The 25,571-nt window shown below is 41.7% G+C and carries 23 protein-coding genes; 5 read left to right on the top strand and 18 right to left on the bottom strand.

Annotated elements, in window-relative coordinates; translation table 11 throughout:
* Positions 1–244 precede the first annotated feature (244 nt).
* Complete coding sequence (locus VB732_RS12920; protein WP_323231237.1) at positions 245–1,018, bottom strand: glucosamine-6-phosphate deaminase; 774 nt, start codon at positions 1,016–1,018, stop codon at positions 245–247.
* A 195-nt stretch (positions 1,019–1,213) separates the two neighbouring features.
* Between VB732_RS12920 and VB732_RS12915 the strand changes: the two genes are divergently transcribed.
* Positions 1,214–1,900, top strand: a complete 687-nt coding sequence (locus VB732_RS12915; RefSeq protein ID WP_323231236.1) for an HAD-IA family hydrolase — start codon at positions 1,214–1,216, stop codon at positions 1,898–1,900.
* A gap of 51 nt (positions 1,901–1,951) precedes the next feature.
* Here the strand turns inward: VB732_RS12915 and VB732_RS12910 are convergent, their stop codons facing one another.
* Complete coding sequence (locus tag VB732_RS12910; protein ID WP_323231235.1) at positions 1,952–2,575, bottom strand: PadR family transcriptional regulator; 624 nt, start codon at positions 2,573–2,575, stop codon at positions 1,952–1,954.
* A gap of 209 nt (positions 2,576–2,784) precedes the next feature.
* A complete protein-coding gene (locus VB732_RS12905; RefSeq protein WP_323231300.1) occupies positions 2,785–3,720 on the bottom strand; it encodes an AraC family transcriptional regulator in 936 nt (311 codons plus the stop codon).
* A 158-nt stretch (positions 3,721–3,878) separates the two neighbouring features.
* On the opposite strand from VB732_RS12905, the gene VB732_RS12900 reads away from it, so the two are divergent.
* On the top strand, positions 3,879–4,613 hold the full coding sequence (locus VB732_RS12900; RefSeq protein WP_323231234.1) for an SDR family oxidoreductase: 735 nt from the start codon (positions 3,879–3,881) through the stop codon (positions 4,611–4,613).
* Positions 4,614–4,717: 104 nt separating this feature from the next.
* On the opposite strand, the gene VB732_RS12895 is transcribed toward VB732_RS12900, so the two are convergent.
* The 6 genes from VB732_RS12895 to VB732_RS12870 all read right to left on the bottom strand — a co-directional run bounded on the left by VB732_RS12895 (position 4,718) and on the right by VB732_RS12870 (position 9,571).
* Positions 4,718–5,494: a COP23 domain-containing protein gene (locus VB732_RS12895; RefSeq protein WP_323231233.1), complete on the bottom strand. Its 777-nt coding sequence runs from the start codon at positions 5,492–5,494 to the stop codon at positions 4,718–4,720.
* Positions 5,495–5,776: 282 nt separating this feature from the next.
* Positions 5,777–6,523 (bottom strand): Uma2 family endonuclease, encoded by a 747-nt coding sequence (locus VB732_RS12890; RefSeq protein ID WP_323231232.1) that lies wholly within the window; start codon positions 6,521–6,523, stop codon positions 5,777–5,779.
* A gap of 169 nt (positions 6,524–6,692) precedes the next feature.
* On the bottom strand, positions 6,693–6,863 hold the full coding sequence (psb34, locus tag VB732_RS12885; RefSeq protein WP_323231231.1) for a photosystem II assembly protein Psb34: 171 nt from the start codon (positions 6,861–6,863) through the stop codon (positions 6,693–6,695).
* Positions 6,864–6,992: 129 nt separating this feature from the next.
* Complete coding sequence (locus tag VB732_RS12880; RefSeq protein ID WP_323231230.1) at positions 6,993–7,187, bottom strand: hypothetical protein; 195 nt, start codon at positions 7,185–7,187, stop codon at positions 6,993–6,995.
* Between the two features lie 301 nt (positions 7,188–7,488).
* Positions 7,489–8,535 carry a DUF1611 domain-containing protein gene (locus VB732_RS12875; RefSeq protein ID WP_323231229.1) on the bottom strand — a complete coding sequence of 349 codons (1,047 nt, stop codon included), beginning with the start codon at positions 8,533–8,535 and terminating at the stop codon, positions 7,489–7,491.
* Positions 8,519–9,571 carry a dipeptide epimerase gene (locus VB732_RS12870; protein WP_323231228.1) on the bottom strand — a complete coding sequence of 351 codons (1,053 nt, stop codon included), beginning with the start codon at positions 9,569–9,571 and terminating at the stop codon, positions 8,519–8,521. The genes VB732_RS12875 and VB732_RS12870 overlap by 17 nt, the downstream gene beginning before the upstream one ends.
* 138 nt (positions 9,572–9,709) lie before the next feature.
* On the opposite strand from VB732_RS12870, the gene VB732_RS12865 reads away from it, so the two are divergent.
* Both VB732_RS12865 and VB732_RS12860 read left to right on the top strand, forming a co-directional pair.
* Positions 9,710–10,261, top strand: a complete 552-nt coding sequence (locus tag VB732_RS12865; protein ID WP_323231227.1) for an NUDIX hydrolase — start codon at positions 9,710–9,712, stop codon at positions 10,259–10,261.
* Between the two features lie 19 nt (positions 10,262–10,280).
* Complete coding sequence (locus VB732_RS12860) at positions 10,281–11,720, top strand: toll/interleukin-1 receptor domain-containing protein (protein WP_323231226.1); 1,440 nt, start codon at positions 10,281–10,283, stop codon at positions 11,718–11,720.
* A 364-nt stretch (positions 11,721–12,084) separates the two neighbouring features.
* Here the strand turns inward: VB732_RS12860 and VB732_RS12855 are convergent, their stop codons facing one another.
* The 7 genes from VB732_RS12855 to nrdJ all read right to left on the bottom strand — a co-directional run bounded on the left by VB732_RS12855 (position 12,085) and on the right by nrdJ (position 21,524).
* Positions 12,085–12,756 (bottom strand): peptidoglycan-binding protein, encoded by a 672-nt coding sequence (locus VB732_RS12855; RefSeq protein ID WP_323231225.1) that lies wholly within the window; start codon positions 12,754–12,756, stop codon positions 12,085–12,087.
* Between the two features lie 576 nt (positions 12,757–13,332).
* Positions 13,333–13,743: a response regulator gene (locus tag VB732_RS12850; protein ID WP_323231224.1), complete on the bottom strand. Its 411-nt coding sequence runs from the start codon at positions 13,741–13,743 to the stop codon at positions 13,333–13,335.
* A 159-nt stretch (positions 13,744–13,902) separates the two neighbouring features.
* Positions 13,903–14,634 (bottom strand): Crp/Fnr family transcriptional regulator, encoded by a 732-nt coding sequence (locus VB732_RS12845; RefSeq protein ID WP_323231223.1) that lies wholly within the window; start codon positions 14,632–14,634, stop codon positions 13,903–13,905.
* An 80-nt stretch (positions 14,635–14,714) separates the two neighbouring features.
* Positions 14,715–15,461: a Crp/Fnr family transcriptional regulator gene (locus VB732_RS12840; RefSeq protein ID WP_323231221.1), complete on the bottom strand. Its 747-nt coding sequence runs from the start codon at positions 15,459–15,461 to the stop codon at positions 14,715–14,717.
* 189 nt (positions 15,462–15,650) lie between these two features.
* A complete protein-coding gene (locus VB732_RS12835; protein ID WP_323231220.1) occupies positions 15,651–16,388 on the bottom strand; it encodes a Crp/Fnr family transcriptional regulator in 738 nt (245 codons plus the stop codon).
* Between the two features lie 664 nt (positions 16,389–17,052).
* Positions 17,053–18,066, bottom strand: a complete 1,014-nt coding sequence (locus VB732_RS12830) for an NAD(P)-dependent alcohol dehydrogenase (RefSeq protein ID WP_323231219.1) — start codon at positions 18,064–18,066, stop codon at positions 17,053–17,055.
* A gap of 188 nt (positions 18,067–18,254) precedes the next feature.
* Positions 18,255–21,524 carry a ribonucleoside-triphosphate reductase, adenosylcobalamin-dependent gene (nrdJ, locus tag VB732_RS12825; RefSeq protein ID WP_323231218.1) on the bottom strand — a complete coding sequence of 1,090 codons (3,270 nt, stop codon included), beginning with the start codon at positions 21,522–21,524 and terminating at the stop codon, positions 18,255–18,257.
* A gap of 246 nt (positions 21,525–21,770) precedes the next feature.
* Here nrdJ and VB732_RS12820 point away from each other — a divergent pair, with 246 nt between their 5' ends.
* On the top strand, positions 21,771–22,280 hold the full coding sequence (locus tag VB732_RS12820; RefSeq protein ID WP_323231217.1) for an N-acetyltransferase: 510 nt from the start codon (positions 21,771–21,773) through the stop codon (positions 22,278–22,280).
* A 152-nt stretch (positions 22,281–22,432) separates the two neighbouring features.
* Here VB732_RS12820 and VB732_RS12815 read toward each other — a convergent pair whose 3' ends face one another.
* Together VB732_RS12815 and VB732_RS12810 are read right to left on the bottom strand one after the other, a co-directional pair.
* Complete coding sequence (locus VB732_RS12815) at positions 22,433–23,449, bottom strand: sulfate/molybdate ABC transporter ATP-binding protein (RefSeq protein WP_323231216.1); 1,017 nt, start codon at positions 23,447–23,449, stop codon at positions 22,433–22,435.
* A 263-nt stretch (positions 23,450–23,712) separates the two neighbouring features.
* A partial coding sequence (locus VB732_RS12810; protein ID WP_323231215.1) for a HEAT repeat domain-containing protein occupies positions 23,713–25,571 on the bottom strand: 1,859 nt, incomplete at its 5' end.

The raw sequence follows: 25,571 nt of genomic DNA, 5'->3' as shown, positions 1-25,571 counted from the left end.
AGCAATGACTGTAATTAATTTTGCGTGGTTACTTATCAAAGTTGTTTTTTTACGAACCACAGAGACGCAGAGGACACAGAGAGAGAAGGAAGAGAAGGACAAATGCTCAACTGAACTGTATTCTATATTGCCCTATAATTACATCCCAGTTCGCTGCCCAATAAAGATTACATAGTGCCCGCACAAAACGTTTCTTCACGTAATAGCTGGAATTAGGCAGTGTACATTAGTCTTCAGTGCATCTTCACGACAGCAAACTAGCAGAATTGACATCCAAAAATAATGTAGCTTGGGATTGCTGACGGAGAACAGAAGCTGGGCAATCTGTACTTATAGCCCCTTGCAACATTTGTTTTACCACATTCGCTTTACGTTTTTCTGGAGCCAGACAAATAATTTTTTTTGCTGAACAAATTGCTGAGATGGTGACAGTAAAAGCATATTTTGGAACAGTTTCTAGATTCGGAAAGTGACCTGTGCTTACTTGTTGCTGACGGTTCACTGTATCCAGTTTCACTAGTTTTACACTGTAAGGATCTTGAAAATTTGCTACTGCTGGATCGTTAAAAGCTAAATGTCCATTTTCGCCAATACCAAGACAGCATAAGTCTATTGGTTGTGCTTGCAATAGTTTAGTGTAGCGATCGCACTCGTTTACTGGTTGCAGTGTATCACCTTCTATATAGTGAAATACTTTAGGAGCAACCCGCTTCTCTACACGTTCTCGCATATAGCGCCGGAAACTCGCAGAATGGTCAGCAGGAATTCCCAAATATTCATCTAGATGGAACAGAATAATCCGTGACCAATCTACACCACCCAATGCAATCAAAGCATCGAGAAATTTGAGTTGGGAGTTACCTGTTGCTAACAATACAGCAGCCGTATCTTGTTGTTTGAGAACTTGCTGTAAATGCTTTTGGGCGATTTCGGCAACATCTTCGGCCATTTCGACTTCCGAGTTGTAAATCTGCACCAGTAAATCATCAACGCGAAAAGAGTTTGTAGCGGCTAGCATTTGCTTACACAGAAGGTTATCAATTATACGGTAGTTTTTTGAGAAGCTCTACCTGTCTACCTTGACATGGCTTATCCAGTATAGATTTTAGGATTTAGCAGATTAATTTATCGCTTTTTGCGCTGTATAAGGGCAAAAAAACAATGTAAACTATTTAAATTAAGTTAACAATTATTTACATTTTACCAAAAAATCATGCTAGCTGCAATTCTCTTTGACCTCGACGGCACTATTGTCAATACTGACCCTATACACTACCGAGCTTGGCAGGAAATGCTGCTAGATTATGGCATAGAAATTGACGAAACATTTTATAAATCCCGAATTAGTGGACGCTTAAATCCAGAAATTGTTAAGGATATTTTGCCACAATTATCAACCGCAGAAGGGCAGAAGTTTGCAGACGAAAAAGAGGCGTTTTTCCGCAAACTCGCCTCGAATCTTAAACCAATGAATGGATTTTCTGAACTACTAGCATGGACAAAGACACATCAATTAAAGCGGGCATTAGTAACTAATGCACCTAGATTAAATGCAGAATTTATGCTAGAAGTATTAGGAATAAAAGAAGCTTTCCATACGGTTGTTGTAGCGGAGGATTGTGTAGCAGGGAAACCTGACCCTGCACCCTACCAAGTCGCCCTGAATAACTTGGCGATTTCAGCAGAGGAAGCGATCGCATTAGAAGACTCTCCCTCTGGTATTCGGGCGGCGGTGAGCGCAGATATCCGCACTATTGGCATCGCCTCCACCCACGATCCGCTAATTCTACAGGAAGTCGGCGCATTTATGGCAATTCCAGATTTTACTGATTTGCAGTTATGGACATTGCTCAACTCACTCATCGAAACAGATTTGAGTGCGATCGCTTCTAACCTGTAAACGCAAAATCTGAGAATATTAAGAGTAAAGATGCAAATTCTGCCTCTCTACTTATTTTTCCGCCAAAATCGCGTAAATTTCCCGTTTGACTTGCTCTAAAAGCTCACGCACCCGATTTATCCGCTCCACATTGCCACTACGAGCAACCTGCACCACAGCAGCAGCTAATTCTGTTGCAGCATTCCGCAACTCAATAAACTCTTGAGGCTTACCTTTCACGAAACTTTTGACGGTATCCCAAGGAGTATCTGAAGTTTCTTGTTGGGTACGTTCTGCTAATAATTGTCTACCTTCATCGGTAATCGTGTAAATCCGCTTGCCACCTTCCTGGGCGCTCTTGAGATAACCCCCTTCCTCCAGCAATTGGAGTGTTGGATACACTGAGCCAGGACTGAGACGACGGAAACCACCATAACGAGTTTCCATCTCTTTAATCAGGTCATAACCATGACTAGGATGCTCGGATAACAATTCCAGCAGGATGAACTTGATGTCACCCCGACGAGTCCGATGTTCATCTCCCCAACCACGACCAAACATTTCATTACCATGTTTGCCATGATCTCTGCCATGATGCCTACCATGCCCAAACCAAGACCTGACAAGCAAGAAATCATCCTCGTTAACTCCTGCCCATGCAGGTGTACCAAAGCGTGAACGAAAGTGTCTAAACATAAATCAATCTCAAATTAACTTTCTCTAATATACGATATATCGGAATATATCACGATATATCGGAATAGAATTTTGATGAAGATTTTTGAAGTCAGCAATTGTGCCAACGCAAAGCTGATAAAGAATTCAGAACTAAGGCGCTCGTAACGCTCTTAGCGTTGCTATCAATACATCAAAACACTTGTAGAGACGGCGATTTATCGCGTCTCTTAGGCTGTACGTAAACGTTCAATATCCCTTATCGGTGGCGCACCGAACATCCGGGAATATTCGCGGCTGAACTGTGATTGGCTCTCATAACCCACCTGATAGGCAGCATTAGCCGCATCGGAGTTTTCGGCAAGCATCAGACGGCGTGCTTCCAACAGTCTTAATTGCTTTTGATATTGAAGCGGACTCATCGATGTCACTTTCTTGAAATGTTGATGGAAAGATGAAGATGACATACTTGCTTGCCCAGCTAGCTCCTCAATCCGCATCGGCTTTGTAAAATCAGCCTTTATGAGTTTTATCACCTCAGCGATACGCTGCATATTGCTGCCAGATGTCGCAATCTGGCGGACAGCTCCGCCCTGTTCACCCATTAAAAGGCGATAATAGATTTCGCGGATAATCATCGGTGCAAGGATCGGGATATCTTGGGGCGTATCCAAAAGCCGTGTCAATCTCATCGCGCAATCGAGCAACGGTGCATCGATGGTGCTGACAAATAAGCCTCTGACAGAGTTCTTCTTTTCCCGAATCACACTGGTTTGAGCAGTAATAATATCGCAGAGTTGACGTGGATCTAGATTCAGCTTGAATCCTAAATAGGGTTGCTCTGGGGTTGCCTCAACGATAAACGCACTCAATGGCAAATCAACCGAGACTACCAGATATTGAGCCGCGCTATAACGATAGGTTTCTTCACCCAGCAACGCTTCCTTTTTGCCCTGAACAAGGATGGCGAGGATAGGTTCGCAGACACCTTGTAGTGAGGTGGAAGCAGAAGATTCTCGCTGAAATTCTAACTGCTCAATAGCTGTTTTATGAAAACCGTCCCCTTTGCCATCGGTGTGACGAGTGACTAGTGCTGCCAATTCTTGACATTGATGAGCGATCGCACTTTGGTTTATGACTTGGTTGATGATTTTGATCGTCACAATATTCTTCGATTAATTTAATCATCCTCTTGTAGGCATTGTAGAACATCAATTTGGAGAATTAGGCAATAAAGCGCGAGGTCTGTGTATTCCAAACCTTTGTACTTACTCATACGATGAACATATCCAAAATTTAAACCTCAACAGAGGGAAAAATAACCATGTTAAACGTAGAAAATAAAGTCATTGCGATCACTGGAGCCAGTAGCGGCATCGGTGAAGCCACCGCTAAATTACTCGCTAAAAACGGTGCAAAAGTCGTTCTAGGGGCACGGCGCACCCAAAAGTTAGAAAAGATTATTGAGGAGATCCGTAACCAGGGTTACATAGCGGAATTCAAAGCGGTGGATGTTGCGAATCGTGAGGATATGAAAGCGTTCATTCACTTCGCCAAAGATAAGTTTGGTCGTGTCGATGTCATCTTTAACAATGCAGGTGTGATGCCCCTATCGCCGATGAATGCCTTGAAAGTCGAGGAATGGGACAACATGATTAATGTGAATATCCACGGCGTATTGAATGGTATTGCTGCTGGTTTACCAATCATGGAAGCGCAAGGAGGTGGACAGTTTATCAATACCGCCTCCATCGCCGCACACATGGTAGGGCCTACCAGCGCGGTCTATTCCGCAACAAAATTTGCTGTTTGGGCCATATCCGATGGATTACGTCAAGAATCGAAAAATATTCGCGTGACAATAATATCCCCTGGCGTAGTTGAAACTGAACTCGGCTCAGATATCACAGACGAACCAGCAAAAGGCTTTTTGAAAGAACTTCGGAAAACTGCACTGACCCCAGATGCGATCGCTAGAGCCGTATTATATGCTGTAGCCCAACCAGATGATGTGGATGTCAATGAAATCATTGTCCGCCCTACGGCAAGTGCATTTTAATCTTGGCGGGACATGATAACAAAATAAATCGAGGTTGCCTAATAAATTAAAATAGCCTCTGGTTGATATAACTAAACCAGAGGCTAATTTCAATTTCTTATTACCTATCGGAAATTGCGAGGATTTAAGCGAACAGAGTTAGGTTGAGACTGACGACCAATTGCCACTCCATTGCGGAGTTTATTTGCAGTACCGCCATCTTTGCGATCGAGGAAGGGTTTAAGATTAATGCCACCCCTATATGAACTAACTCGATTATTGCCACTGCCTAGAAGTGTGCGTCCTAAATTATATAATTCACTTCCGCCACTACTGCGATCGCCATAAGTGTTAACGGCTATAGTTTGCTGTCCACTATCAGCAGTAGTCAAATTTTGAAAAATGCTATTGCGGATGACAACGGGATCTTTCCCACGCGGTACTGTCAGCACAATTCTACAGTTTGGGTTAGCTTCAGTTGTAACGCAGACAATATTTTCGTTATTTTCTACAGATGTCTGGAGTTCTTGTAAACCATCTGGACGATAAAGTTCTAAACGACTGGCAATTGCTGCACAACGCTTTTGTGCGTCCCAACCACCGCCCAAAGCCGCAGGTGCAGCCCAAGGGAAAAATTGTCCTGGCTGACTTTGTGGCTGATACATAACGGTAGACTGACCGTTGTAAGTCTGACAGCTAAACCGAGTTGTACCGTCAGCTGAGGGTGAAGTTGGTATACCTGTTGATGTGTCGATTGGTACTGATGACCCACCTGATGGCACTGTTGGGACGACAACGCCATCGCCAGTAGAATCATATTGTGCCATTGCTGCCGAATTACCCAGACACAAAGATAAGCCAAGACTGCCCAAATATATCAAGCGTAACAGTTTTGATGACATGAACCATCCTCCAGTAGAAATAAGTAGGGAATTGATAGTTTAAGTGACGAATAATTCTATTTTTTGATTCATCAAAAACGTTATTTTTTCTTTAATTTATTTTTTCTCTGGAAGTAGGTTTTTAGATATACTTGAATTTCTGCATAATGTCCCATCTTTTCATAATTCGTTTTATACTGAGATTTGCTGATGCAAAAGAGTGTTTTTTACTACTTTTATGAAGAATTAGCAAAATACAGATAGAGCGATCGCACTTAGCACCTTTTTGCTTAAGCATATATGCTAAGGCAAATTATTTGGATCGATACCTTGAGATTGTAAATAGGCAATTAGCCGTTCTTTTTGCTGACGTTCTTGCTCGGCACGTTGACGTTCCTGCTCAATTTGTTCTACTGCCCAAGGCAACAAATTACCTGCTTTATCCCACCAGCGCAACCAATAACCCGTTCTAGCTTCTTTTGTTCCTTGCCAAGTTCCTAAGAATAAGCCCATTGAATCAATCCAATGACGGCCATTTTCGTCAGGTTGCAGCAACTCGTAGCGCCTGTTTTCGAGTTGGTAAAATTCTAACAAACCGCCATTATGGTCAAAAATTACGTAAATTGGCACTTGAAGAATCTGCTCGTAAAAAAACCATTTTCCTGGTGGATAGATTCGCTTAAAAGAGTACTCTGTACCGTCAGTGTCAGATAGAAATTCCATCACTACAGCCGGAATCTCACCCTCTAAATTAGGTGTGTAGCTTTTGCGTTCTTTTAAAACTTCATTTACCACTGGAATATAAACCCAGTCAGGTGCTTTCGCTACAAACTGATCGTTTATCGTCGCACAAAGTCCAAAATTTGAGGCGATTAACATCTGGGGTTGGATGAAACCACTTATCTCAAGGCTTTCGCGTAAAGCACCAGCTAATAGTGGCTGACCTGTATTTTCCACTGGTTCATCCTCTAACTGAAAATCTGCCGGCAACGCTTCCCAAGATATTACCAGTTCTGTTGAAGATTTAGCTTCACCGAGTTGGGTTGTCATAAACACCCCGTTTTATTGATTTGTCTTTATTTTATAAGCGATCGCAGTTATTTTACAATCTCGCCCTCGATCGCACAGATAAAACACAAAAAACCCCGGCGAAACTAACCGAGGCTTAAGAGAGAAGTGAGAATGACAATGAGATACAGCGATACGGCAATGGAAAATCTTAGCTAACGCTAAAACTAACCAAAACTAAACTTGTGACAATTAAAGTTGCAAAAAGACCTTGTAAAACGTATTTACGTTGTTCCCAAATTGCTGGGTACTCAGCGTAGTATACCTTGGGTTCAGATGCGTAGTTATTGATGATACCGTCTTCGTTTACAGTGGTGTACATATTTTTTTCTCTTCTTTCTTTTGTTTATTTATGTAACTAAATTTAACAAGTTTGTTACAAAATGTCAATAGGGCTTGACAAAAAAAGCTGATAAGTTTAATGAAAATTACTTATAAAGGAATGGGGATTTTAAGTAAAGCGGTTCCAGGTAATGAAAGCGGCATGTCTCTTAACCCATTGCTGCACGTCCCGTCCCCTTAATCTAACTGCCATAAAAAACCAATCCTGTTCGGTTAAGGCAAGAGACGCGATGAATCGCTGATGATTGTAGAGACGGCGATTTATCGCGTCTGGGTGATGATTTGTCGCATCTTTACGATCCAATACGGTTCAGTTAAGGCTAAAACTCTGTTACCAAAGTAATTTTTTTAACGAACCGCCAAGGCGCAGAGAACGCAGAGAGAAGAAAGAGATGCTTAACTGAACTGTATTGCTTTACGATCTAGAATTTCCATCAGAAAACATTAACCATACCGTATTGATAAAAAACCCCCTAAGTTGGGGGTGTAAATTGCCCTTGCGTCGCAAAGTGGATCAAGATGCTTTTCAAGCTGTTAGTCTTGCTTGAACTCGCTCGGATTGATCTTTAAGCAACCAAAGTTTTGCCACTTCGTAAGATCAGAACCTAATTCTTCATCACCGCATCCAAAAGCACATTGGCATCAAAGCGGACTACATCAGTGCAAGGTAGCCCCGTTTCTGCTGTTACTTGAGCGATGCTTTCCTCAGCCGCAGATTCATCTAAATGTGCCGTATTAAGTGCTATACCCACTACAGGAACGCTTGCAAAAGCACCACCAGCACTAGCAACACTTTCATAAAGCTGAATTATCTCTGGTAAAGGTGGAATTAGGACATGGGGATGATTGCGGACATGAAGTTGTCCCGCCCGATGGACTAATACCAGTTGAGTTGGTTGCGAACCACGAATCAAGGGTAAGGTTGCCGTTGAACCAGGGTGTAGCAGCGAACCTTGTCCTTCAATGTGCAGAATGTCGTAGTTTTTGCCATAGCGCATAATTATCTGTTCCACAGCACCAGCAGCAAAGTCTACCCGCACGGCATCTAAAGCCACGCCATCCCCCTCTAACATCACCCCAGTTTGACCTGTGGCGAGAAATTTAGAACGCCAACCCCGTAATTTTGATGCCCAATGTAACTCTAAGCTAGTTGACATTTTACCGATCGCCATGTCGGTTCCCACCGTCAACACCCGTCGACAAGGGAGGGTGCGTGCCATTCCACTAGCAACACTTATATTAGACGGCTCTTTGCGGACATCCCAAATTAGTTGCCCTGGTTTGAGGAGTGCATTTAACTCCGGTATGTTTGCCATTGGTGTATGTAAACCGTTCACCAAAGACATCCCAGCTTCTAGAGCATCTTTGATTTCTAGCCAGTAATCATCTGGGATAGCACCACCACTGGGAGCAATACCTATTACTAAGACTTCTGGCTTGTACTCTAGGGCTGCGGCTACCGATGCCACAATCGGTACATCACGCTTGATACCTGTTAATTCTGTCAGAGATTTGCCAGCACATTCGCGATCGATTACGGCTACGATTGGTGATTCGCTGTAACGTAAAATTGCAAGTCCGGTTTTGCCGTGGGTTCCAGTAGTTCCTTCATGTAATAAGATAGCTACTCGTTGATTAAGTGGTAGACGCACTGTGTTTTACCCCCAAACCTGGTAAATCGTTTAGCAAAACTCTACCTTCTTTTAGCAATGCACCCGTAAAAGGGTCATCAATTAAGTTAAGGTGACTGTCTAAATCTAGATAATCAGCTAGTGGCGCTAGCTGTAATGCTGCTGTATTGGCTAGCGAACTATCAGAATAGCAACCGAACATTACTTGCAACCGATATGCTCGTGCTGTATGTACCATTCGCATCGCCTCTGTTAGTCCGCCTGATTTCATCAGTTTGATATTAATACCATCTACGTAGTTTGCCAAATCGGGGATATCTGAACTTGTAAAACAACTCTCATCGACAAAGATGGGTAGAGGAGAGTGTTCTTTGAGTTGAGCTAAACTTTTTTCCTCGCCTCGTGGTAATGGCTGTTCTACATACTTTATACCGAGATTACTCAGCCAATTGCACATTGCGATCGCATCTTCTAAACTCCAACCCCCATTGGCATCAACAAATAACTCAGTTTCCGGTGCTTCTTCTTGCACTGCCAACAGCATTTTTTGATCTGCATCTATGCCATCTGGACTACCTAACTTCACCTTAAAAAGGCGGACATCAGTAAATTGTAACCAGTCTCGCGCTCTCGTCCTAGCACCTTCAGGCGAATTAATCCCAATTGTCACTGAAGTTGGTACTATTTGATTGCGATCGAGTCCCCAAATTTTCCACAAAGGTAATCCTACACGCTTACCTAACCAGTCGTGCATTGCCATATCCAAGGCCGCTCTAGCAGCAGAAGGAACCTGGTTTTGTGTTAAAACTTGCTCAATTTCCTGTCGCTGTAAGGGGCTAAATGCTTGTAACAGTGGTGCAATTTGGTCGAGAGAATCTTTGATTGTATCAGTTGATTGTCGATGATTACCCACACCGAATGGTGATGCTTCCCCCCAGCCTTCGATACCATCATCTGAAATTCTCACCCATACATTCGTTGTTTGTGCCGTTGTCCCTCTACTAATGGTTAACGGAAATCTCTTATTTACTGTAAATAAATTTACATTTATTTGCATACTTTTTCTACATATTATGTTAAAGCAAAAGCCAGTGTAAGTTCAAAGTTTAGATTATTGGATGTATCTGTTATACTTTTTTACATTCCATTGCTTAGTTACTATTTTCATACATAATTTTATTTTTTACTTTATTTTATGAGCAACTTAAAAAAATGGAAGACTTTAAAATCAAAAATGGTTTTAGATAACCCCTGGTGTCAGGTGAGGCAAGATGAAATAGAATTGCCCAATGGTAAAATTATAGATGATTATTTTGTCAGTATTAAGCCTGACGTGGCAATGGTTTTACCTATCACTGCTAATAGAGAAATTATTTTTGTCCGGCAATATAGACATGCAGTAGGTGAATTTTTCTTGGAACTGCCAGCAGGGAGTTTTGACCCAACAAAAGAGAATGCAGAAGTAGCAGCAATTAGAGAACTCGCAGAAGAAACTGGTTATACTGCCCAAGAATTTAGAAAAATTGGAACTTTATACGATAAACCGAGTAAAGATACGAATCAAATACATTTATTTTTAGCAGAAAATGTGAGAAAAACTGGAGAGCAACAACTCGATATTACTGAGGAAATCGAGATTATGTTAATTCCTGTAGAATCAGTTTTAGATAAAATTATTCAGGGTAAAATTTCTGTTGCGGGAACTATAGCGGCTCTTTTCTTAGGTTTGAAGTTGCTAAATTCTTAATAATATAAGAGTAATTATTATGTTTATCTTTACAGTAATTGCTGATACTTTTCTGAAAGTTCGTCCGAGTGAGTTAGCCGAACTCGCTGAAGATGAAAAACTTCTCATTCAAGTCAAAAGTGTCTTGGAAGTCATTTCGTATGTTGAGGAAGAAAAATATTACAGAATAATCTTGAAAAACTCTATCAATGGGAGAGATGCATGGTTTGTCCGTAAGAACTATATTAAGATATCTGTTTTGCAGGATTTATCTGAATACACTCCAAAACCCGTCACATCAGATGGATCACCAGAGGTGACACTATACCAACCTAGACCTAAAAACTTGACATCAGATGTATCACCAGACGTTACACTATACCAACCTAGACCTCAAGGCCATACAAACTTTTGGAAGAAGCTGTTGCCAGCTAAAATCAACTTAGCAAATATTCGTACAGCCTTTGAATTTTTGGCTGATGGTTTGGGTAGTAAACCTATTGAGTTAGAGGTGGAAGCAAACAGTAATGTTCCTGTAAATTTGAGTTGGGATAGCAGCGATATCGAGGTTGAAGAAGTTATTAAGAGGTTAAAAACGCAGCTACAAGAAACCCCAACTATTCAAGAACGATCTTCAGAACCTGCTGATATAACTAAAGATTTGGTTGATTGTAGTGTGTTCAGTCCTGCTTCTGTAACTCCAGATGATATGTTTCTTGTCCAAGTCTTTGTTCATCTTTCTGAACAAGCTGAATCTGCCAAACAGTATGCTCAACAATTTGATCCTGAAGCTCAACAGTTAGGAGTAAAAAGTTTAGGAGTACCTATTAAACGAGGAAGTGAACTCACTTTTAACTTGTCAATTCCGAAACTAGAAGTGGATGATCCGATTCAACAGTTGACTTGGAATGGTAAAGCAGATTCTGTTCAATTTGGTGTAACTGTTCCTGGTGATATCACTCAGAAAACAGTCATTGGAACTGTGACTGTCAGCCAAAATACGATTCCCCTTGGCCATCTAAAATTCAAACTATCAATTATTCCTTCTGCATCTTCTACATCCAAAGAGCCTCAAATAGTAGGAGAAGTTGCTCGATATTATAGAAAAGCGTTCGTCTCTTATTCTTCTAAAGATCGGATAGAAGTTCTTAAAAGGGTGCAAGGACTGGCTGTAAGTGGTATTACAGTTTTTCAAGATATTCTTAATTTAGAACCTGGCGATCGCTGGGAGCAAGAACTTTATCGTAATATTGATGAATGCGATCTCTTCCTCCTATTTTGGTCTACTGCTGCTAAAGAGTCACCGTGGGTGCTTAAAGAAGTGTTGTATGCCCTTGAGCGACAAGGATCTGATAGATTACATTCCCCCGAAATTATTCCGGTAATCATTGAAGGGCCACCCCTTGTTCCTCCACCTCCTGAATTGCAGGATCTTCATTTTAATGACAAACTTCTTTACTTAATGGCGACATCTAAATAGCAGACCCAGGTAACAATTTAGCTGGTTCTGGCTGCTGACTCTAATTGTCCAATAATTACATTTACCCTGGATATCTATAGCATCTTACCCGCCTTGAAGACAGGCGAGATGCTCCAAAATTTTAATCTAAGACTTCCTTAGCTCAGATGTTTCTGCATATCACAATAAAATACAATACGGTTCAGTTGGTGCCAAAAACCTTGAAATGTGTAGGTTGGGTTGAGGAACGAAACCCAACATTTTCGGGGCTTTGTTGGGTTGCGCTTTGCTTAACCCAACCTACAATTTTCCTTAACTGAACCGTATTGCAATAAAATAGGTAGAAGCTAAGAAACAGAATTTTCAGGTAAAATTATTCTAACTTCTAAATACCCAAAGCTAATCTAGTTTGGGGCCCCACTACACCATCTACAAGTAGACCTTTACTTGCTTGAAATCTTCTAACTTGGTTAACAGTTTCTCGACCGTAAATTCCATCAACTCTAAGATTACCTAAAGCTGTCTGAACGTCTCTTACTAACTGACCTCTAGAACCAGGGGTAAGAATCACTGAACCCCCAACGCCACCAGGTCTAGTTACAGGAGCATAGTTAGGTCTATCACCAACCCATCGAGCAAAAACATATCTACCCGTAGAAAGCCTAGCAAAACCGTTTTCATACCTTTCAATCGCTGGAAGTGTTGCGCCATTTGGTACACAATCCACATAAGAGTAGTTCGTGCTTGGGCCTGTACGGATACGTAAACAACTGCCGTTAGTCCTTACATAAGCAGCTGAACTTATTTGAATTTGGGCAGCAGCAAGAATTAATACACCCACACCAGCTAAAGCTAACCAAGCTGAAGATTTAAGAAGTTTTCGCCAATTGAATTTAGTTTTGTTAATTCCAGATGCCTGTTTTTTTGTACTAACTAAATCAGAAGATTTAAGAGTTTTTTCTCCACTTAATAGAAGAGATTTGGATGAATTATCTTTGGCATTTCCAGATGCCTCTTCTTGAGCAATAAACATGTGAGAATAAGCAAGATATTCCATAATGCACCTTTTTATCTGAAAAAATAAGTATTTACAGAGAATTACTGGGTTATTCTCTGTGTTTATTCTTAGTATATTTTATATCATCACCCTTTTAAAAGGTTTTTAGCGATCGCAAAATTAAGAAAAAATAAAATTAACGTGAGTCTGATAAACCTTGCCCTGCCTTCAATTGGACTAAGTAGGCGTACTTTTATATACAAATAAGTTATTGAATTCACGTTAAACTTAATGAAAGTGAACTCTTAGCAGGGGAAACTAAATCGCTGACAACGGGCGAGGCTTAAGGGAACATCACAATTTTGCCAGTTTACTAAGATGATAAATTGTCATTGCAAGTGAGGCGGAGCAGGATGAAGCGATCGCAAATGTTTGGGATTGCTGCGCTACGCTCGCAATGGCATAAGTATTAAGTCGAACCTGATATAAGTCCCGATGATATAACTTATTGCGTCTTAGTGCGTCAAAAAATTCCTAATAAAATGCGATGTCATGGTAGACATCGCATTTTATTAGTAAATAATATTTAGTTAAAGTTTTTTCTAGACGGACTTTTTTCTTGTGCATCCAAATATGTTAAGCGTATTGTTCGATTCCAACTAAACTAGCAACTGTAGAAGCTAACTCGTCTAAATCTATCGGCTTGCATCGGTAAATATCATAACCTGCTAACAATGCCCGATTACGGTCTTCGTCGAAAGCAGATGCCGTCAGAGCAATAGCTGGAATCTTTCTCCCTCGCTTTGCTTCCAGATTTTTAACCTTCATGAGCAGTGAGCAACCGTTCTCGTCTGGTAAATAAATATCACTAATCAATATGTCTGGTTTAAAAAATGACATTATTTCTAAAGCTTCACCTGCCGAAGCTGCTGTGATCACTTCTGCTTCGTCTAATTCAAACAAAAAGGTAAGTAAAGTTCTCGTATCAGCGTCGTCGTCGACAACGAGCAATCGCAGACCTTTAAAAGACATCAATTGATTATACATTATTCTTCCCGCCGTCTAGCTCAAACACTTAGACTAGTAATTGCATCAAAAGCGATGTATTTGTAAATGCCATTTGATGCCTACTTTACTAAATCTTAATGGAACTGAAAGCAAGTGTCTGTCCGGTTTCAGACATAAGAATTTATTATAAATATTGATTTATAAGCGATCGCACCTTAGCTGATTCCCCAGCAACCGAGCAAATTCGTTTTGGATGACCCGATAACACTCGCAGGAAGTTGCTTCCAAATCCTTTCGGTTCAGGATGTTAATTTGACCACGCTGATAGCGAATCATTCCCGCTCGACTGAGGGCGCTAGCCGCTACTGTCACGCCGGAGCGACGTACACCCAGCATCTGGGCGATAAATTCTTGAGTGAGCGGAAAATCTTCTGATTCCAAACGGTCAGAAACTGTGAGGAGCCAACGAGCCAGCCGTTCCTCTAAGGTATGAAGACGGTTGCAGGCACAGCTTTGTGTAAGTTCGGTATATACGGCTCGTACATAGCGCAGTACGAGGTTTTGAATAGCTCCACCCTGATTGAACTCGGCTCTAAAGATATCTGCATCGATCCGCATTCCAGCGCCAGCAACTTGCACAAACGCTTTTGTGGTTGTTGTTTCGCCTCCTAAAATTACTGGAATACCCACCATGCCCTGATTACTCACTATCCCAACTTCCACCGTCGATCCATCTTTCATATTAGTGACTATAGAAATCACTGCATTCTGGGGAAAATAGATGTGTGTGATGGGTTCTCCTGGTTCGTAAATGACTTGCCGAGTGGGAAGCGAAACTAACTTCAGGTGCGGAACAAGGCGCTCATAATCACTGGTTGGCAAAGCCGCGAGTAACTTATTTACTTGCGGCTTAAGGATGTTTTCGCTCACTGAACATTAAAAGACAAATTAGATCATAATACTCTAAATCAAGTTACTTTTGCGAGTCTGTCCGGTTTCGGACACATAGCTCAAAAAAATTTTCTGGCTCGATTACTGGGCTTCATGCCCAGTAATCGAGCAAATTCCTTTTGTATGACTTGATAACACTCGCAGGAAGTTGCTTCTAAATCTTCTCGGTTCAGGATGCTAATATGACCACGCTGGTAGCTGATCATTCCGGCTCGGCTCAGGGTGCTAGCCGCTACCGTCACACCGGAACGACGTACACCGAGCATCTGGGAGATAAATTCCTGCGTGAGTGGAAAATCTTCTGATTCTAGACGGTCAGAGACTGTCAGTAGCCAGCGAGCCAGCCGTTCCTCCAGTGTATGGAGACGGTTGCAAGCAGCACTTTGCGCCAGTTCAGAGTATACAGCTTGTACGTAGCGCAGCAGCACACTTTGAATAGCTCCGCCCCGATTGAACTCGGCTTTTAAGACATCTGCATTTATCTGCATAGCAGCGCCCGAAATTTGCACAAAGGATGTTGTGGTTGTGCTGTTATCTCCTAAAATTACCGGGATACCCACCATGCCTTCATTGCTTACTATCCCAACTTCTGCCGTTGAGCCATCTTCCATAGTGGTGACTATAGAAACCACTGCTTTATCAGGAAAATAGACGTGTGTAATGGGTTCGGCTGCTTCGTAAAGGATTCGCTGAACTGGGAGCGGAACTGGCTTTAGATGAGGGACAAGACGTTCATAATCACTCGCTGGCAAAGCTGCGAGCAGTTTGTTTGGTGGTTGCTGAAAGAGGCTTTTATCTAATGACATCAGAAGTCACTCTCCTTAAGGTAGGTGACTTTAGAAAAGCCAACTCAGGGCACAAGGAAAGAATTTCAGAATTTGATCCTAATGTCGAAAGGTGTATTCTCTAAAGGAACACGAAGAAAATCTAAGAAATCTTAAATGAACGCACTTCGTAGAGTCTGTACGGTTTCGCACATAGAAGCTTCAAAAAAATTATTTTCGCCGTTTATTGGGCTTATTGTCCAATAAACGGATAAATTCATTTTCTATAACCTGATAACATTCGCAAGCAGTTTTTTCTAAAGCTTCTCGATTTAGGATATTAATCTGACCACGGTGATAGGTGATCATTTCGGCTTGGCTCAGGATGTTAGCTGCTTCGTTGACACCAGCACGACGTACACCGAGCATCTGTGAAATAAATTCTTGGGTGAGCGGAAATTCGTCTGATTCCAGACGGTCAGAAACTGTTAGCAGCCACCGAGCCAACCGCGCCTCTAACTTATGAAGACGATTGCAAGCAGATCCTTGTGCTATTTGAGTATATACAGCTTGCACGTAGCGCAGCAGCACGCTTTGAATAGCTCCGCCCCGATTGAACTCACTTCTGAGTATATTCGCATCTAACTGCATAGCACTGTCTGGAATCTGCACAAATGCTGTTGTGGTTGTGGTGTTGTCTCCTAAAATTACCGGGATACCCACCATGCCTTCATTACTCACTAAACCAACCTCCACAGTCGAGCCATCTTCCATAGTAGTGACTATAGAAATTACCGCTTTATTAGGAAAATAGACCTTTGTGATCGGTTCGCCTGCTTCGTAAATAACTTTCCGAAGTGGAAGCGAAACTAGCTTTAGATGCGGAACAAGACGCTCATAATCAGCACGTGGTAGAACTGCCAGTAAATTATTTGCTGGTTGCTCAAAAACATTTTTATTTAATGACACTGGGATTCTCCTAAAAATAGCCGTCTCTAGAAAAGGCAACTTGCGGCACAAGGAGAAAAAATCAATAATTTGATCCCAATGTCAAAAGGTGTGTTTTCTAAAAAAATTAATAAAAGATTAGAGCTTTATATTCATATTATAAATATAACATAATCAAATTAGTTATTTCCAATATATTACAATCATAAATCATTCGTGAAAAGTTAGATCCCCGACTTCTTTAAGAAGTCGGGGATCTGGACACTCTGGACACTGCGAAAACTAAGTGTAGAGAAAATAAATTGACAGGTAGCCTAACGCATCTATCTAAAGACCAAAACACAAATGACATAAATTAACATAGCAGAGTGTTTAAGTACACATCACCATAAACAACAATATTGGCGTTGTGAAATTTTCCTTATGGCAAAATTAATAGTAAGCATAAAAACAGTATTGTTAGATCACTAAAGTATTTATAGGTATGGAAATTGTTGGTAGCGATCGCAGTAAAAAAAGCCTATTTACACAAATCATTAAAACCTTCAGTTTTTTTCATTACTACCAGGCGTTATAAACCCTTTCAAGTAGATTAGGTATATTCTAGTCTTGTAAACGTAATTAATAATTATGTTCAAGTGGGGTTTAAATTCCCACTTGAAACATAGAATTAAACTATTTACAATTACGAATTACGAATTACGACTTTACCAAAGTGAGCCGCACTTTGGAGATAACTGTAAGCTTCTCGCGCCTCAGCAAAATCAAAAACTTGATCAATAATTGGTTTGATTTGATGCTGTTGCATCGCCTGATTCATTGCCTCAAACATTTCCCGGCTGCCGACATAAATGCCCTGAACTGTTAAACTCTTAAAAAGTATTGGCATGGGGTCAATTTCACTTCCTCTTCCTGACAATACGCCAATCAAACTAATCCGTCCCCCAATACGGACTGCTTGTAGTGATTTTGGCAGAGTCCCTGCACCACCTACTTCAACTACATGATCTACACCTGTGCGATTAGTTAATTGGTAAACTTGCTTTTCCCAATCTGGTGTTGTTTTGTAGTTAATTGTCTCATCAGCACCAAGCTGTTTAGCTCGTGCCAATTTCTGATCGCTGCTAGAAGTAATAATCACTCTAGCGCCATGTATCTTAGCAAACTGGAGAGCAAAAATTGAAACTCCTCCAGTACCGAGTAATAAAACACTATTACCTGCGCCAATATTGCCTTTTGTTACCAGTCCGTGCCAAGCTGTGACTGCTGCACAGGGTAAAGTTGCCCCTTCAATATAGGATAGATAGTCTGGTAATATCACTAAACCATCTTGGTGTAATACGACATATTCAGCCAGCATTCCATCGATACCGCCTCCGAGATCGGATTTCATTTTCTCTTTGGTTAAAGAGCCATAAATCCAGTCTTGGAAGAAAGTACCAGCGACGCGATCGCCTATTTTCACCCGTGTCACGCCTTCCCCCACCGCCACAACCTCCCCTGCACCGTCAGAGAGGGGAATTAAGGGATATTTCTGTCCAGCACCGTAAGCACCCTCAGCGACGAGCAAATCGCGGTAATTTAGGGATGTTGCTTTGACTTGAACGAGAACTTGTCCCGCAGTTGGTTTTGGTTCAGGGCGATCGACTAGTGCGATCGCATCAATCCCAGCGTTGCTTTGAATTTCGTAAGCTTTCATACAAAAAGCAGTGGTTTAATGTCATATTAAACCACTGCTGTTTATTGTAATAAATTAGGACTCACGCACAATATTTCTTAAACTCTCATTTCTCTGTGTCCTCTGCGTCTCTGTGGTTCGTTATTCCGTAACTCGTGCTTAAGTCCTATAAATAAACAGTGCCTACCCTAAGTTAGTGTTATTTCACCTTATGAGCTTGGTTGCTGATCGGGAAACATACATTTATCAGAATCACAACCACTTGGGCCAGCCTCTGACATTTCGCCTAAATCGTAGCGGCTTAAAACTGCACAGAAATCATCAGTTTTCCGCCGTGCTTTCACCTCTTGATTCAAGCGTTCGTAGGTTGGTTTATCTATTGGTTCAAATGGCAAACGTGGGAATGATTGCAAGTCATCAAAACGAGCTAAAAGGGCTGCTGAAATATATCCCTGATCGCTCTGAATAGTTTCATAGATTTTCTGTCCCAAAGGTTCGATTTCATCAGAACGCAGTTCCAAAGTAGCTGATGTGTTGTGAGTCACATACCAGCGTTGAACCTGGAGGACAAAATCAAATTGGGCTAAGACTGAAAACTTAGAAACATCAATTTCATCAGCACCTGGTAAATCTGCCCAAGATACAGAAACAGGGATTTCTACTAACCATTCACTCACTCGTGGATCAAAGGGATCGTTGAGCAAATTGCCCTGTTCATCTTTGTCTGATTGTGAGGGAATGACATTATAACCATAGTCAATACAGGCTAAAGCTACTGGATCATTTTTGCCGAAGGTGATGCGGCGAATAAATCTTTGGGCTTTGGGGGGATGCCATCCTGAACTAGCATTAGTTAACAAAGCCTTAGTACCACTGGGTTGGACTGTGGTACAGCGATTGGGACGTTTGAGATTGTGGCGATCGCAATAATCCCAAACTACCCGATGTACAATATCTTTCCAAGAACTGAGATATTTTTCTTCCTCACGCTTGAAAGCTAACCCTTGTGGAGTTGCAGGTCTTCCGGCTTCCCACCAGCGCAGCCAATCAACACCAAAAGCATGGACAAAGAAATCAAATAAACCTGTAAAAGAAACCCCTACAATCGGATCTAATTCACGGCTGTATTGATAACGTGGTTCCAGAAATTTGTGATTTAAAAGTGCTGCTACAGATAGCGCCCCAGCAGTGAAAGCTTCCTCTTGTTCTTTGTAGTTATGTGGATCGATTTGATTAAGGTGAACCTCAGACAAATTGCAGTTGCCAGTTAGGGTATTACCAAATACTCCTTTGTGATGTTCTGGTTCATTGAAGCAATAAGTATCGTGCAAACTTGGTAATTCTTCTACACCTCTGACTATTTGCCATTTACCTTTGTATTTTGCGTCACACCCTTTGCTCACATCCAAACGCTGGCAAGGAATTTGTCCACAGTCGGTAATTTGCAAGTAGTATAAATCTTGACTGCGAACACCATAGTTAGTTACTGAGCCTTTATGAGCGCAGAGATTTAAAGAAGAACGGATACCGCATTTAGTTAGCAATAACTGCACTCGATACGCACGTTCATAATCAGAGATGTAAATCCTAATGCCATTGCTATGTGTATTTGTGCCATCTGTATCGGCTAAACCAGCGATAAAGTGCAAAATTGCTTGGCGATTCCAACTAGCAATTACATTCAGTGACTCTGGATTTGTTTTTAAACACTTTAAAAATTCTCCAGAAAAACCTAAGTCTGTTACATCTATAAAACTTGGTAAGTAGTCATAGTTTCTTTCAGGAGACTTACTTCCGGTTACAGATAAAGCTGCTTTTTGTTCATAAAGTCTAACTTTGGCATTACCATTTTTGTCTGTAGTTCCATCTCCTACAGCTATTCCCAAAGTATATGCATAACTTGGATCGATATTTAATCCATCTTCATACTGAATAGTAAAAGGCTCAGTATGAATGGCATATCTACTAACATCCATCAAATCTTTGGTTTGCACTTCTTTGTATTCTTTATCAAATCTATCTTTGACAAAGAAGCGATGATATTCAGTTGCATCCAAGTAAGTACCATCCGCAAACTTGACTCGATACAGCTTGCGATCGCTACCGGTTTTAAATGGTGTTACTTGGCTCCATTTTTGACCATTCCAAATCTCAATTTCACCTCCAATAACATCTTTGATTTTATGCATTCCATCTCTGGTAATGAGCAAGGTATCACCACTCACACAGTGGAAGTTAGCGCCAATTATCTCACCACACGGATTTAAACCATAGCGAGCTAAACGATGTTCTAACTCATTAGCATCAAGATTTGAATAGCGTTCTTCTAACCACTGTTTTGCTGTTCCTTGTTCATAAGCTTGTAAAAACTCAACTTTTAAAGCTTGTGTTGGCAGCAAATCAATATTCGATCGCGCTACGGCTTCACCAGCCCATTGAATCGCTCCCTCGCCGCTATAATACTGTTTGCGAACAGCATTCAGACATTCTTCTAAGGTTGGCTTGCGGTGAAAAACTCTGGTATGGTTTGCCATCCTGAGCGCATCACGCTCTGGATCGATTCGCCAGTTGCCATTTTCATCTTGCTGCCATAAGTTATCTTTGGCATCGGCAAACAAACTATCTTCGCTAGAACCTTGCCTCATGCCAGCTGATCTTCTAATATTACCGGCAACAATTGTGACAGCAGCTTGATCGATTAATAGACAGCATTCAACTGAATTTAATTGTCGCCCTACAGCTTTATTCAGGATGGAAGCACAACGCTGATAGAGTCCGGGCAATTTTACAGGATTAGCAACTCCTCCAAAGCCGTTGAGAGTTTCTCCGGCTTTTCGGACATCGCTGATATCAACTAATACCTCAACTCTTGCTGAAAATTGTTCATCAGTGGAGAGTTCTAATAGCCTTTGATATGATTCAACCCAACCTTCACGGCTATCTCCAACGTGAATAGTGACGTTATTGCCTTCTATATGAGTTTGAGTATATTCACGTCGCTGTTGCACAGGAGTGCTGCCAATTTCACCTTTTACAGTGACATTCAATTGATTACGGATAGGAGGTAACTGGTTAATAAATTGTGGTTCTAGGACGGCTCCCGTACCACAGCCCATCATTGCCAGATCCATCATTAATCCGAAGGCGCTCCAGTCTTCGAGATTGGTAGAGGTGCAATTATAAGCGCCGGAAAAGTTCTTCGGTTTGGTTATCCAGTCAGTGCCACCAACCCATAGCCAGCGTCCACTGGGCATAGCTTTCAGGTTGCGTTGCATCTTATCGAGTATTGCAGCTTCTTCTTGAGTTAGCTTTCCTAACTCCACTAAACCGAGTAGAGTGCGATCGCATACCTCATCCCATGTTTCCCTTAATCCCGCCTTTGTACGGCGGCTATAGGTTCTAAAAAATACGGGATTTGCAGCCGGTGCTGTTTCGGGAAACTTTGCACTCTGGCGTTTTCTTTCTAGCTCTCGAACCATATATTAAGTGTCTTGCGTTCTTGTTGCGTGCGGACAGATTATGACTATACGCCAAGTAGTTTTAGTATTAAAGATTGTCAAATTGTCCACTTTACGCTACCCATAGGCCGTACTATTTGCAACATAAATTTATGATGTATAATGTCACTCACCCTTGGGTAGGATCTCAACATCGAGTTTTAATTAGCACAGATAACTTATAAGTAATTTTGATCTCTGAATTCTTCTCAAGTAATTGGTTTTAAAATGATCAATATTCGTTGTGAAACTCTGCCAGACTACACAGTAATAGCTGAGGTGAATACATTAGCTTTTGGGCAGGAAAATGAGGCTAAACTTGTAGATAAAATTCGCCATTCTGACCGCTACATTCCCGAACTTTCTCTAGTTGCAGAGGTTGAAAATGTTGTAGTTGGTCATATCTTGTTCAGTTATATTGATTTAGTGGGTAAAGAAACACTACAGGTAATTGCTCTAGCACCTTTAGCGGTTCATCCAAAGTTTCAAAGACAGGGTATTGGCAGCAAACTTGTACAAGCAGGGTTGGAAATAGCAGATACAAAGAAAGAAGCCGTAGTTATTGTACTTGGTCATCCCCACTTCTATAATCGCTTTGGTTTTCAGACTTCTGTTAATTATGAAATCACTTCTCCTTTTCCAGTTCCAGAGGATGTCTTCATGGTTAAAGCACTACAAAGCTATGAAAAAAAGTATAAAGGCAAGGTTGTTTATCCGGCTATTTTTGAGGAAGTATAGTGTTATTTACGCAAATATTTGCAATCAATAACTGAGGCGTAAGTTGGTAAGCAGATGCTTGTGCGATCGCACTCAAATTAAAATTCCTAGCAAATCGCGGAATTACGCAGCAATTAACTAGGAATTTCGACTGTTGGGAAACTGGTAAAAGTCTAAATTGAATAAGACACTGGGAAGGACTTGGCATCCTTGGGCTTCACATAGACACGCTGTTTCGGTTCTAGCTCTAAATCATTAAAGCGATCGCGTGTTAAATGCGCCATCACCACTTGCCCATCATCGAAAGTTAATTCCACCTGAATTTCCCAACCCAAATGTATCAATCGGCTCACTGTAGCAGGTGTAGTAGAACCATTCGCAGCCTTTTCAAAAATCACATCTTGCGGGCGCAAAAACACTTGTGGGTGTGGTGCATCAAACCCGCTACTTTGAAAAATCCTTGAGTTACTGGGTAATACATTCACTGGGCCGATGAAGCTCATCACAAATGCCGTGGCGGGATTATCGTAAATTTCTGATGGTGTGCCCACTTGTTCCACGCGCCCTTTATTCATGACCACAACTTCATCGGAAACTTCCATTGCTTCCTCTTGGTCGTGGGTGACGAAAACCGTGGTAACATGAACCTCATCATGGAGGCGGCGTAACCATGCCCGTAAATCTTTGCGGACTTTCGCATCGAGTGCGCCAAAGGGTTCATCTAGGAGTAACACTTCAGGTTCTACTGCTAGCGCCCTTGCTAAGGCTACCCGTTGTCTTTGACCACCAGAAAGTTGTGATGGATAGCGATCGCCTAATCCACTCAATTGCACTAATTCAAGTAATTGTTCTACCTTTCCCTTAATCTTCTTTGGCTGTGCCTTACGAATTTCTAAGCCAAAAGCAATATTCTGCCTGACAGTCAAATGCTTAAATAGGGCATAGTGCTGAAACACAAAGCCAATATTGCGTTGCTGCACGCTTTGGTATGTAGCATCCTTACCGGTAAGCAAGATTTTGCCACTATCTGGCATTTCTAAACCTGAAATTAACCGTAGTAGCGTAGATTTACCCGACCCCGACGGGCCAAGCAACGCAACTAGCGAACCACTCTTAATTTCCAGGCTAACCTCATCAACTGCCTTGAAACTCCCGAATTGCTTGGAGACATTCTCAACTACTATGCCCACTGCTGCTATACCTCTGCAACTAAATCTACAGATCCTTGGTAGGATTACTGTGTCTTACATATACCATACATAATTATTGATAGATAAACAAAATTTAGCCTCTACTTTTCAGCACACATAAATGCCCCATGCCAACTTATACCAATTCTCCAAAATGAGGCAACAGATGTAAATGAGGAAAGTCTTGCTGCATCTAAGTTTCTTAATTACGAATTACGTTCGCGTAGCGTGCCGGAGGCTCTATTACGAATTACGAATTGGTATTACCTAGTCCGTAACAACTGCACAAAGGTATTACTCACCGTATTGTCTTTAGTATCAGCCGCGTATTGAATCAAATCTTCTCGCAGTTCTTTGGCTGCATCTAAAGGAAGTAAGGTTGCTAGCAAGAAATAAACGCCACGAAAACGCGGATCGCCCATTCTATCAACTAATAGTGATTCGGCGGTATCAGTTTCGCCGAGAAAGTTTTGCACCAAAAAGAAATCCATGATTTTATCGTGGCGGAAGTACCATTCTTTCTTGGCTTCGCCTTTTTCATCTTGCCACTGACGGCTGACTACCATCTTGTATTTCTCGTCTTCTAAAGACATGGCAACTTGGTGAAATTCATCGGCGGGTAAGGCTTGTTTGTCATCGAGTCGCATTTGGTAGACGGCGGCTGAGAATCTTTTGAGGGGAAATTCTTGTTTCCATTCTTGCTGGTATTCTGCCGCCATCAGGTTGTATTGCTGTTCTTGCAGGCGAAATAAGTTTGGGTGTTTACCTTGTGATAGCATCAGCGCTACCACTGTTAGATCCATTGGATTGGAAAGAATTCGGCGGACAGCATCTAACTCTTCTTTGGCTTGCTGGTTATTGAGGACTTCTGTTAAATAATTGGTGCAAGCTTGGGCATAATCAGCACCTTGAATTTTGGCATCTTGGGGGAGTCGTGGCTGACGGGAGATCAAAAACTCTTGAATTTGTTGTTGTTCAAGGGGCTGCAATTTATATATTTTGGCTGTTGAGGGGGGTGTCCACTCTAGGGGCTGGGTTGTCATGATAATGTTGCCCCGGAAATAGCTTTCGACAAACTGGCAGATTTTGGCGCGGGTTTCGGCGGTGACTTCGTTGAGTCCGTCGATGCAGATATCTATCGCGCCACTGTAAATCAGGTTTTTCAGGAAGCTGGCATCTTGGGCTTGGCCGTGTAGCTTGTCTTGAATGGCTTCAATTACGCCTTTATGACATTTCTGGGCGGGGAGATAAACGACAATGCGCTGGGAGTTTTGCAAGAGATGACGGAGAAACATCGACTTGCCTAAGCCGGAATCTCCTTCTAAGATAATTTGTCCTTGAATACTGGGTAAGGCTGCGGTAATTGGGAGGATGTCTCCTGAAGTGGGAACTTTGACTTTTGATTCTGGGAAGTATGATTGGTCATAAAAATTATCTAAGCCGGCATCGGCTAATAGGGAAGGTTTGAAGGGTTCAAATAATTTGCGGCGGAAGGGGGGAAACCAGGTGAGGAGAAAGCCGACATAGCCGACACCGAGAATCCGGCGTACCCAAGGGTTCCAGAAGAAGATGGCTTGGATTTGGGGAAATTTGGGGTAGGCAAAGATGAGGGCTAGCCAAAAGGCAGCGTGGGAGATGATAGTGATTCTGGCTTTGAGAAACCACTGCCAATATTCCACATTATTGATGACTCGTTGCACCGTATCTGATTCTTTGTATTTGCCTTCATTGAGATTTTTATGGTGACTTTGAAGTAAGTTAATGTTGGTTGCTTTCCAAGAAACCATATCAGCAACGACAGCAATCTTTTGTGCTAGTTCTCTTTGCAGTTCTGGCAGAGAATCACAATGTTTCCAGGCTTTCTCGAAAACTTGCATTGTGTTCACTCCTTGGTCATAGTTCGGTTTTTCTGGCCGCATTTTAGGCTTACCAACCCACTGCATAAGAGTTTCTACTTCTGGTTTACCACCTGCCAAAAAATGAGCTAAAAACCTGAGTTGACCAATCTCAGAGGGATAATAGTGAACTGAATCTAGAACTTGGACAACAACTGGCAAATCTTGTTGCCCTAGTTTGATGAGTGCCTGTGCTGCTGTATTACGGACATTAATGTCAGAATCTA

This window comes from Nostoc sp. UHCC 0252 (assembly GCF_034931145.1).
GTDB lineage: Bacteria > Cyanobacteriota > Cyanobacteriia > Cyanobacteriales > Nostocaceae > Nostoc.
Note: the sequence above shows the minus strand (reverse complement) of the source record. Positions and strands in the feature narration are given on the sequence as shown.

Coding starts and splice junctions, on each gene's coding strand:
- VB732_RS12920 (WP_323231237.1), bottom strand. CDS start 1,018: ATGCTAGCCGCTACAAACTCTTTTCGCGTTGATGATTTACTGGTGCAG.
- VB732_RS12915 (WP_323231236.1), top strand. CDS start 1,214: ATGCTAGCTGCAATTCTCTTTGACCTCGACGGCACTATTGTCAATACT.
- VB732_RS12910 (WP_323231235.1), bottom strand. CDS start 2,575: ATGTTTAGACACTTTCGTTCACGCTTTGGTACACCTGCATGGGCAGGA.
- VB732_RS12900 (WP_323231234.1), top strand. CDS start 3,879: ATGTTAAACGTAGAAAATAAAGTCATTGCGATCACTGGAGCCAGTAGC.
- VB732_RS12895 (WP_323231233.1), bottom strand. CDS start 5,494: ATGTCATCAAAACTGTTACGCTTGATATATTTGGGCAGTCTTGGCTTA.
- VB732_RS12890 (WP_323231232.1), bottom strand. CDS start 6,523: ATGACAACCCAACTCGGTGAAGCTAAATCTTCAACAGAACTGGTAATA.
- psb34 (WP_323231231.1), bottom strand. CDS start 6,863: ATGTACACCACTGTAAACGAAGACGGTATCATCAATAACTACGCATCT.
- VB732_RS12870 (WP_323231228.1), bottom strand. CDS start 9,571: ATGCAAATAAATGTAAATTTATTTACAGTAAATAAGAGATTTCCGTTA.
- VB732_RS12865 (WP_323231227.1), top strand. CDS start 9,710: ATGAGCAACTTAAAAAAATGGAAGACTTTAAAATCAAAAATGGTTTTA.
- VB732_RS12860 (WP_323231226.1), top strand. CDS start 10,281: ATGTTTATCTTTACAGTAATTGCTGATACTTTTCTGAAAGTTCGTCCG.
- VB732_RS12855 (WP_323231225.1), bottom strand. CDS start 12,756: ATGGAATATCTTGCTTATTCTCACATGTTTATTGCTCAAGAAGAGGCA.
- VB732_RS12850 (WP_323231224.1), bottom strand. CDS start 13,743: ATGTATAATCAATTGATGTCTTTTAAAGGTCTGCGATTGCTCGTTGTC.
- VB732_RS12840 (WP_323231221.1), bottom strand. CDS start 15,461: ATGTCATTAGATAAAAGCCTCTTTCAGCAACCACCAAACAAACTGCTC.
- VB732_RS12830 (WP_323231219.1), bottom strand. CDS start 18,066: ATGAAAGCTTACGAAATTCAAAGCAACGCTGGGATTGATGCGATCGCA.
- nrdJ (WP_323231218.1), bottom strand. CDS start 21,524: ATGGTTCGAGAGCTAGAAAGAAAACGCCAGAGTGCAAAGTTTCCCGAA.
- VB732_RS12820 (WP_323231217.1), top strand. CDS start 21,771: ATGATCAATATTCGTTGTGAAACTCTGCCAGACTACACAGTAATAGCT.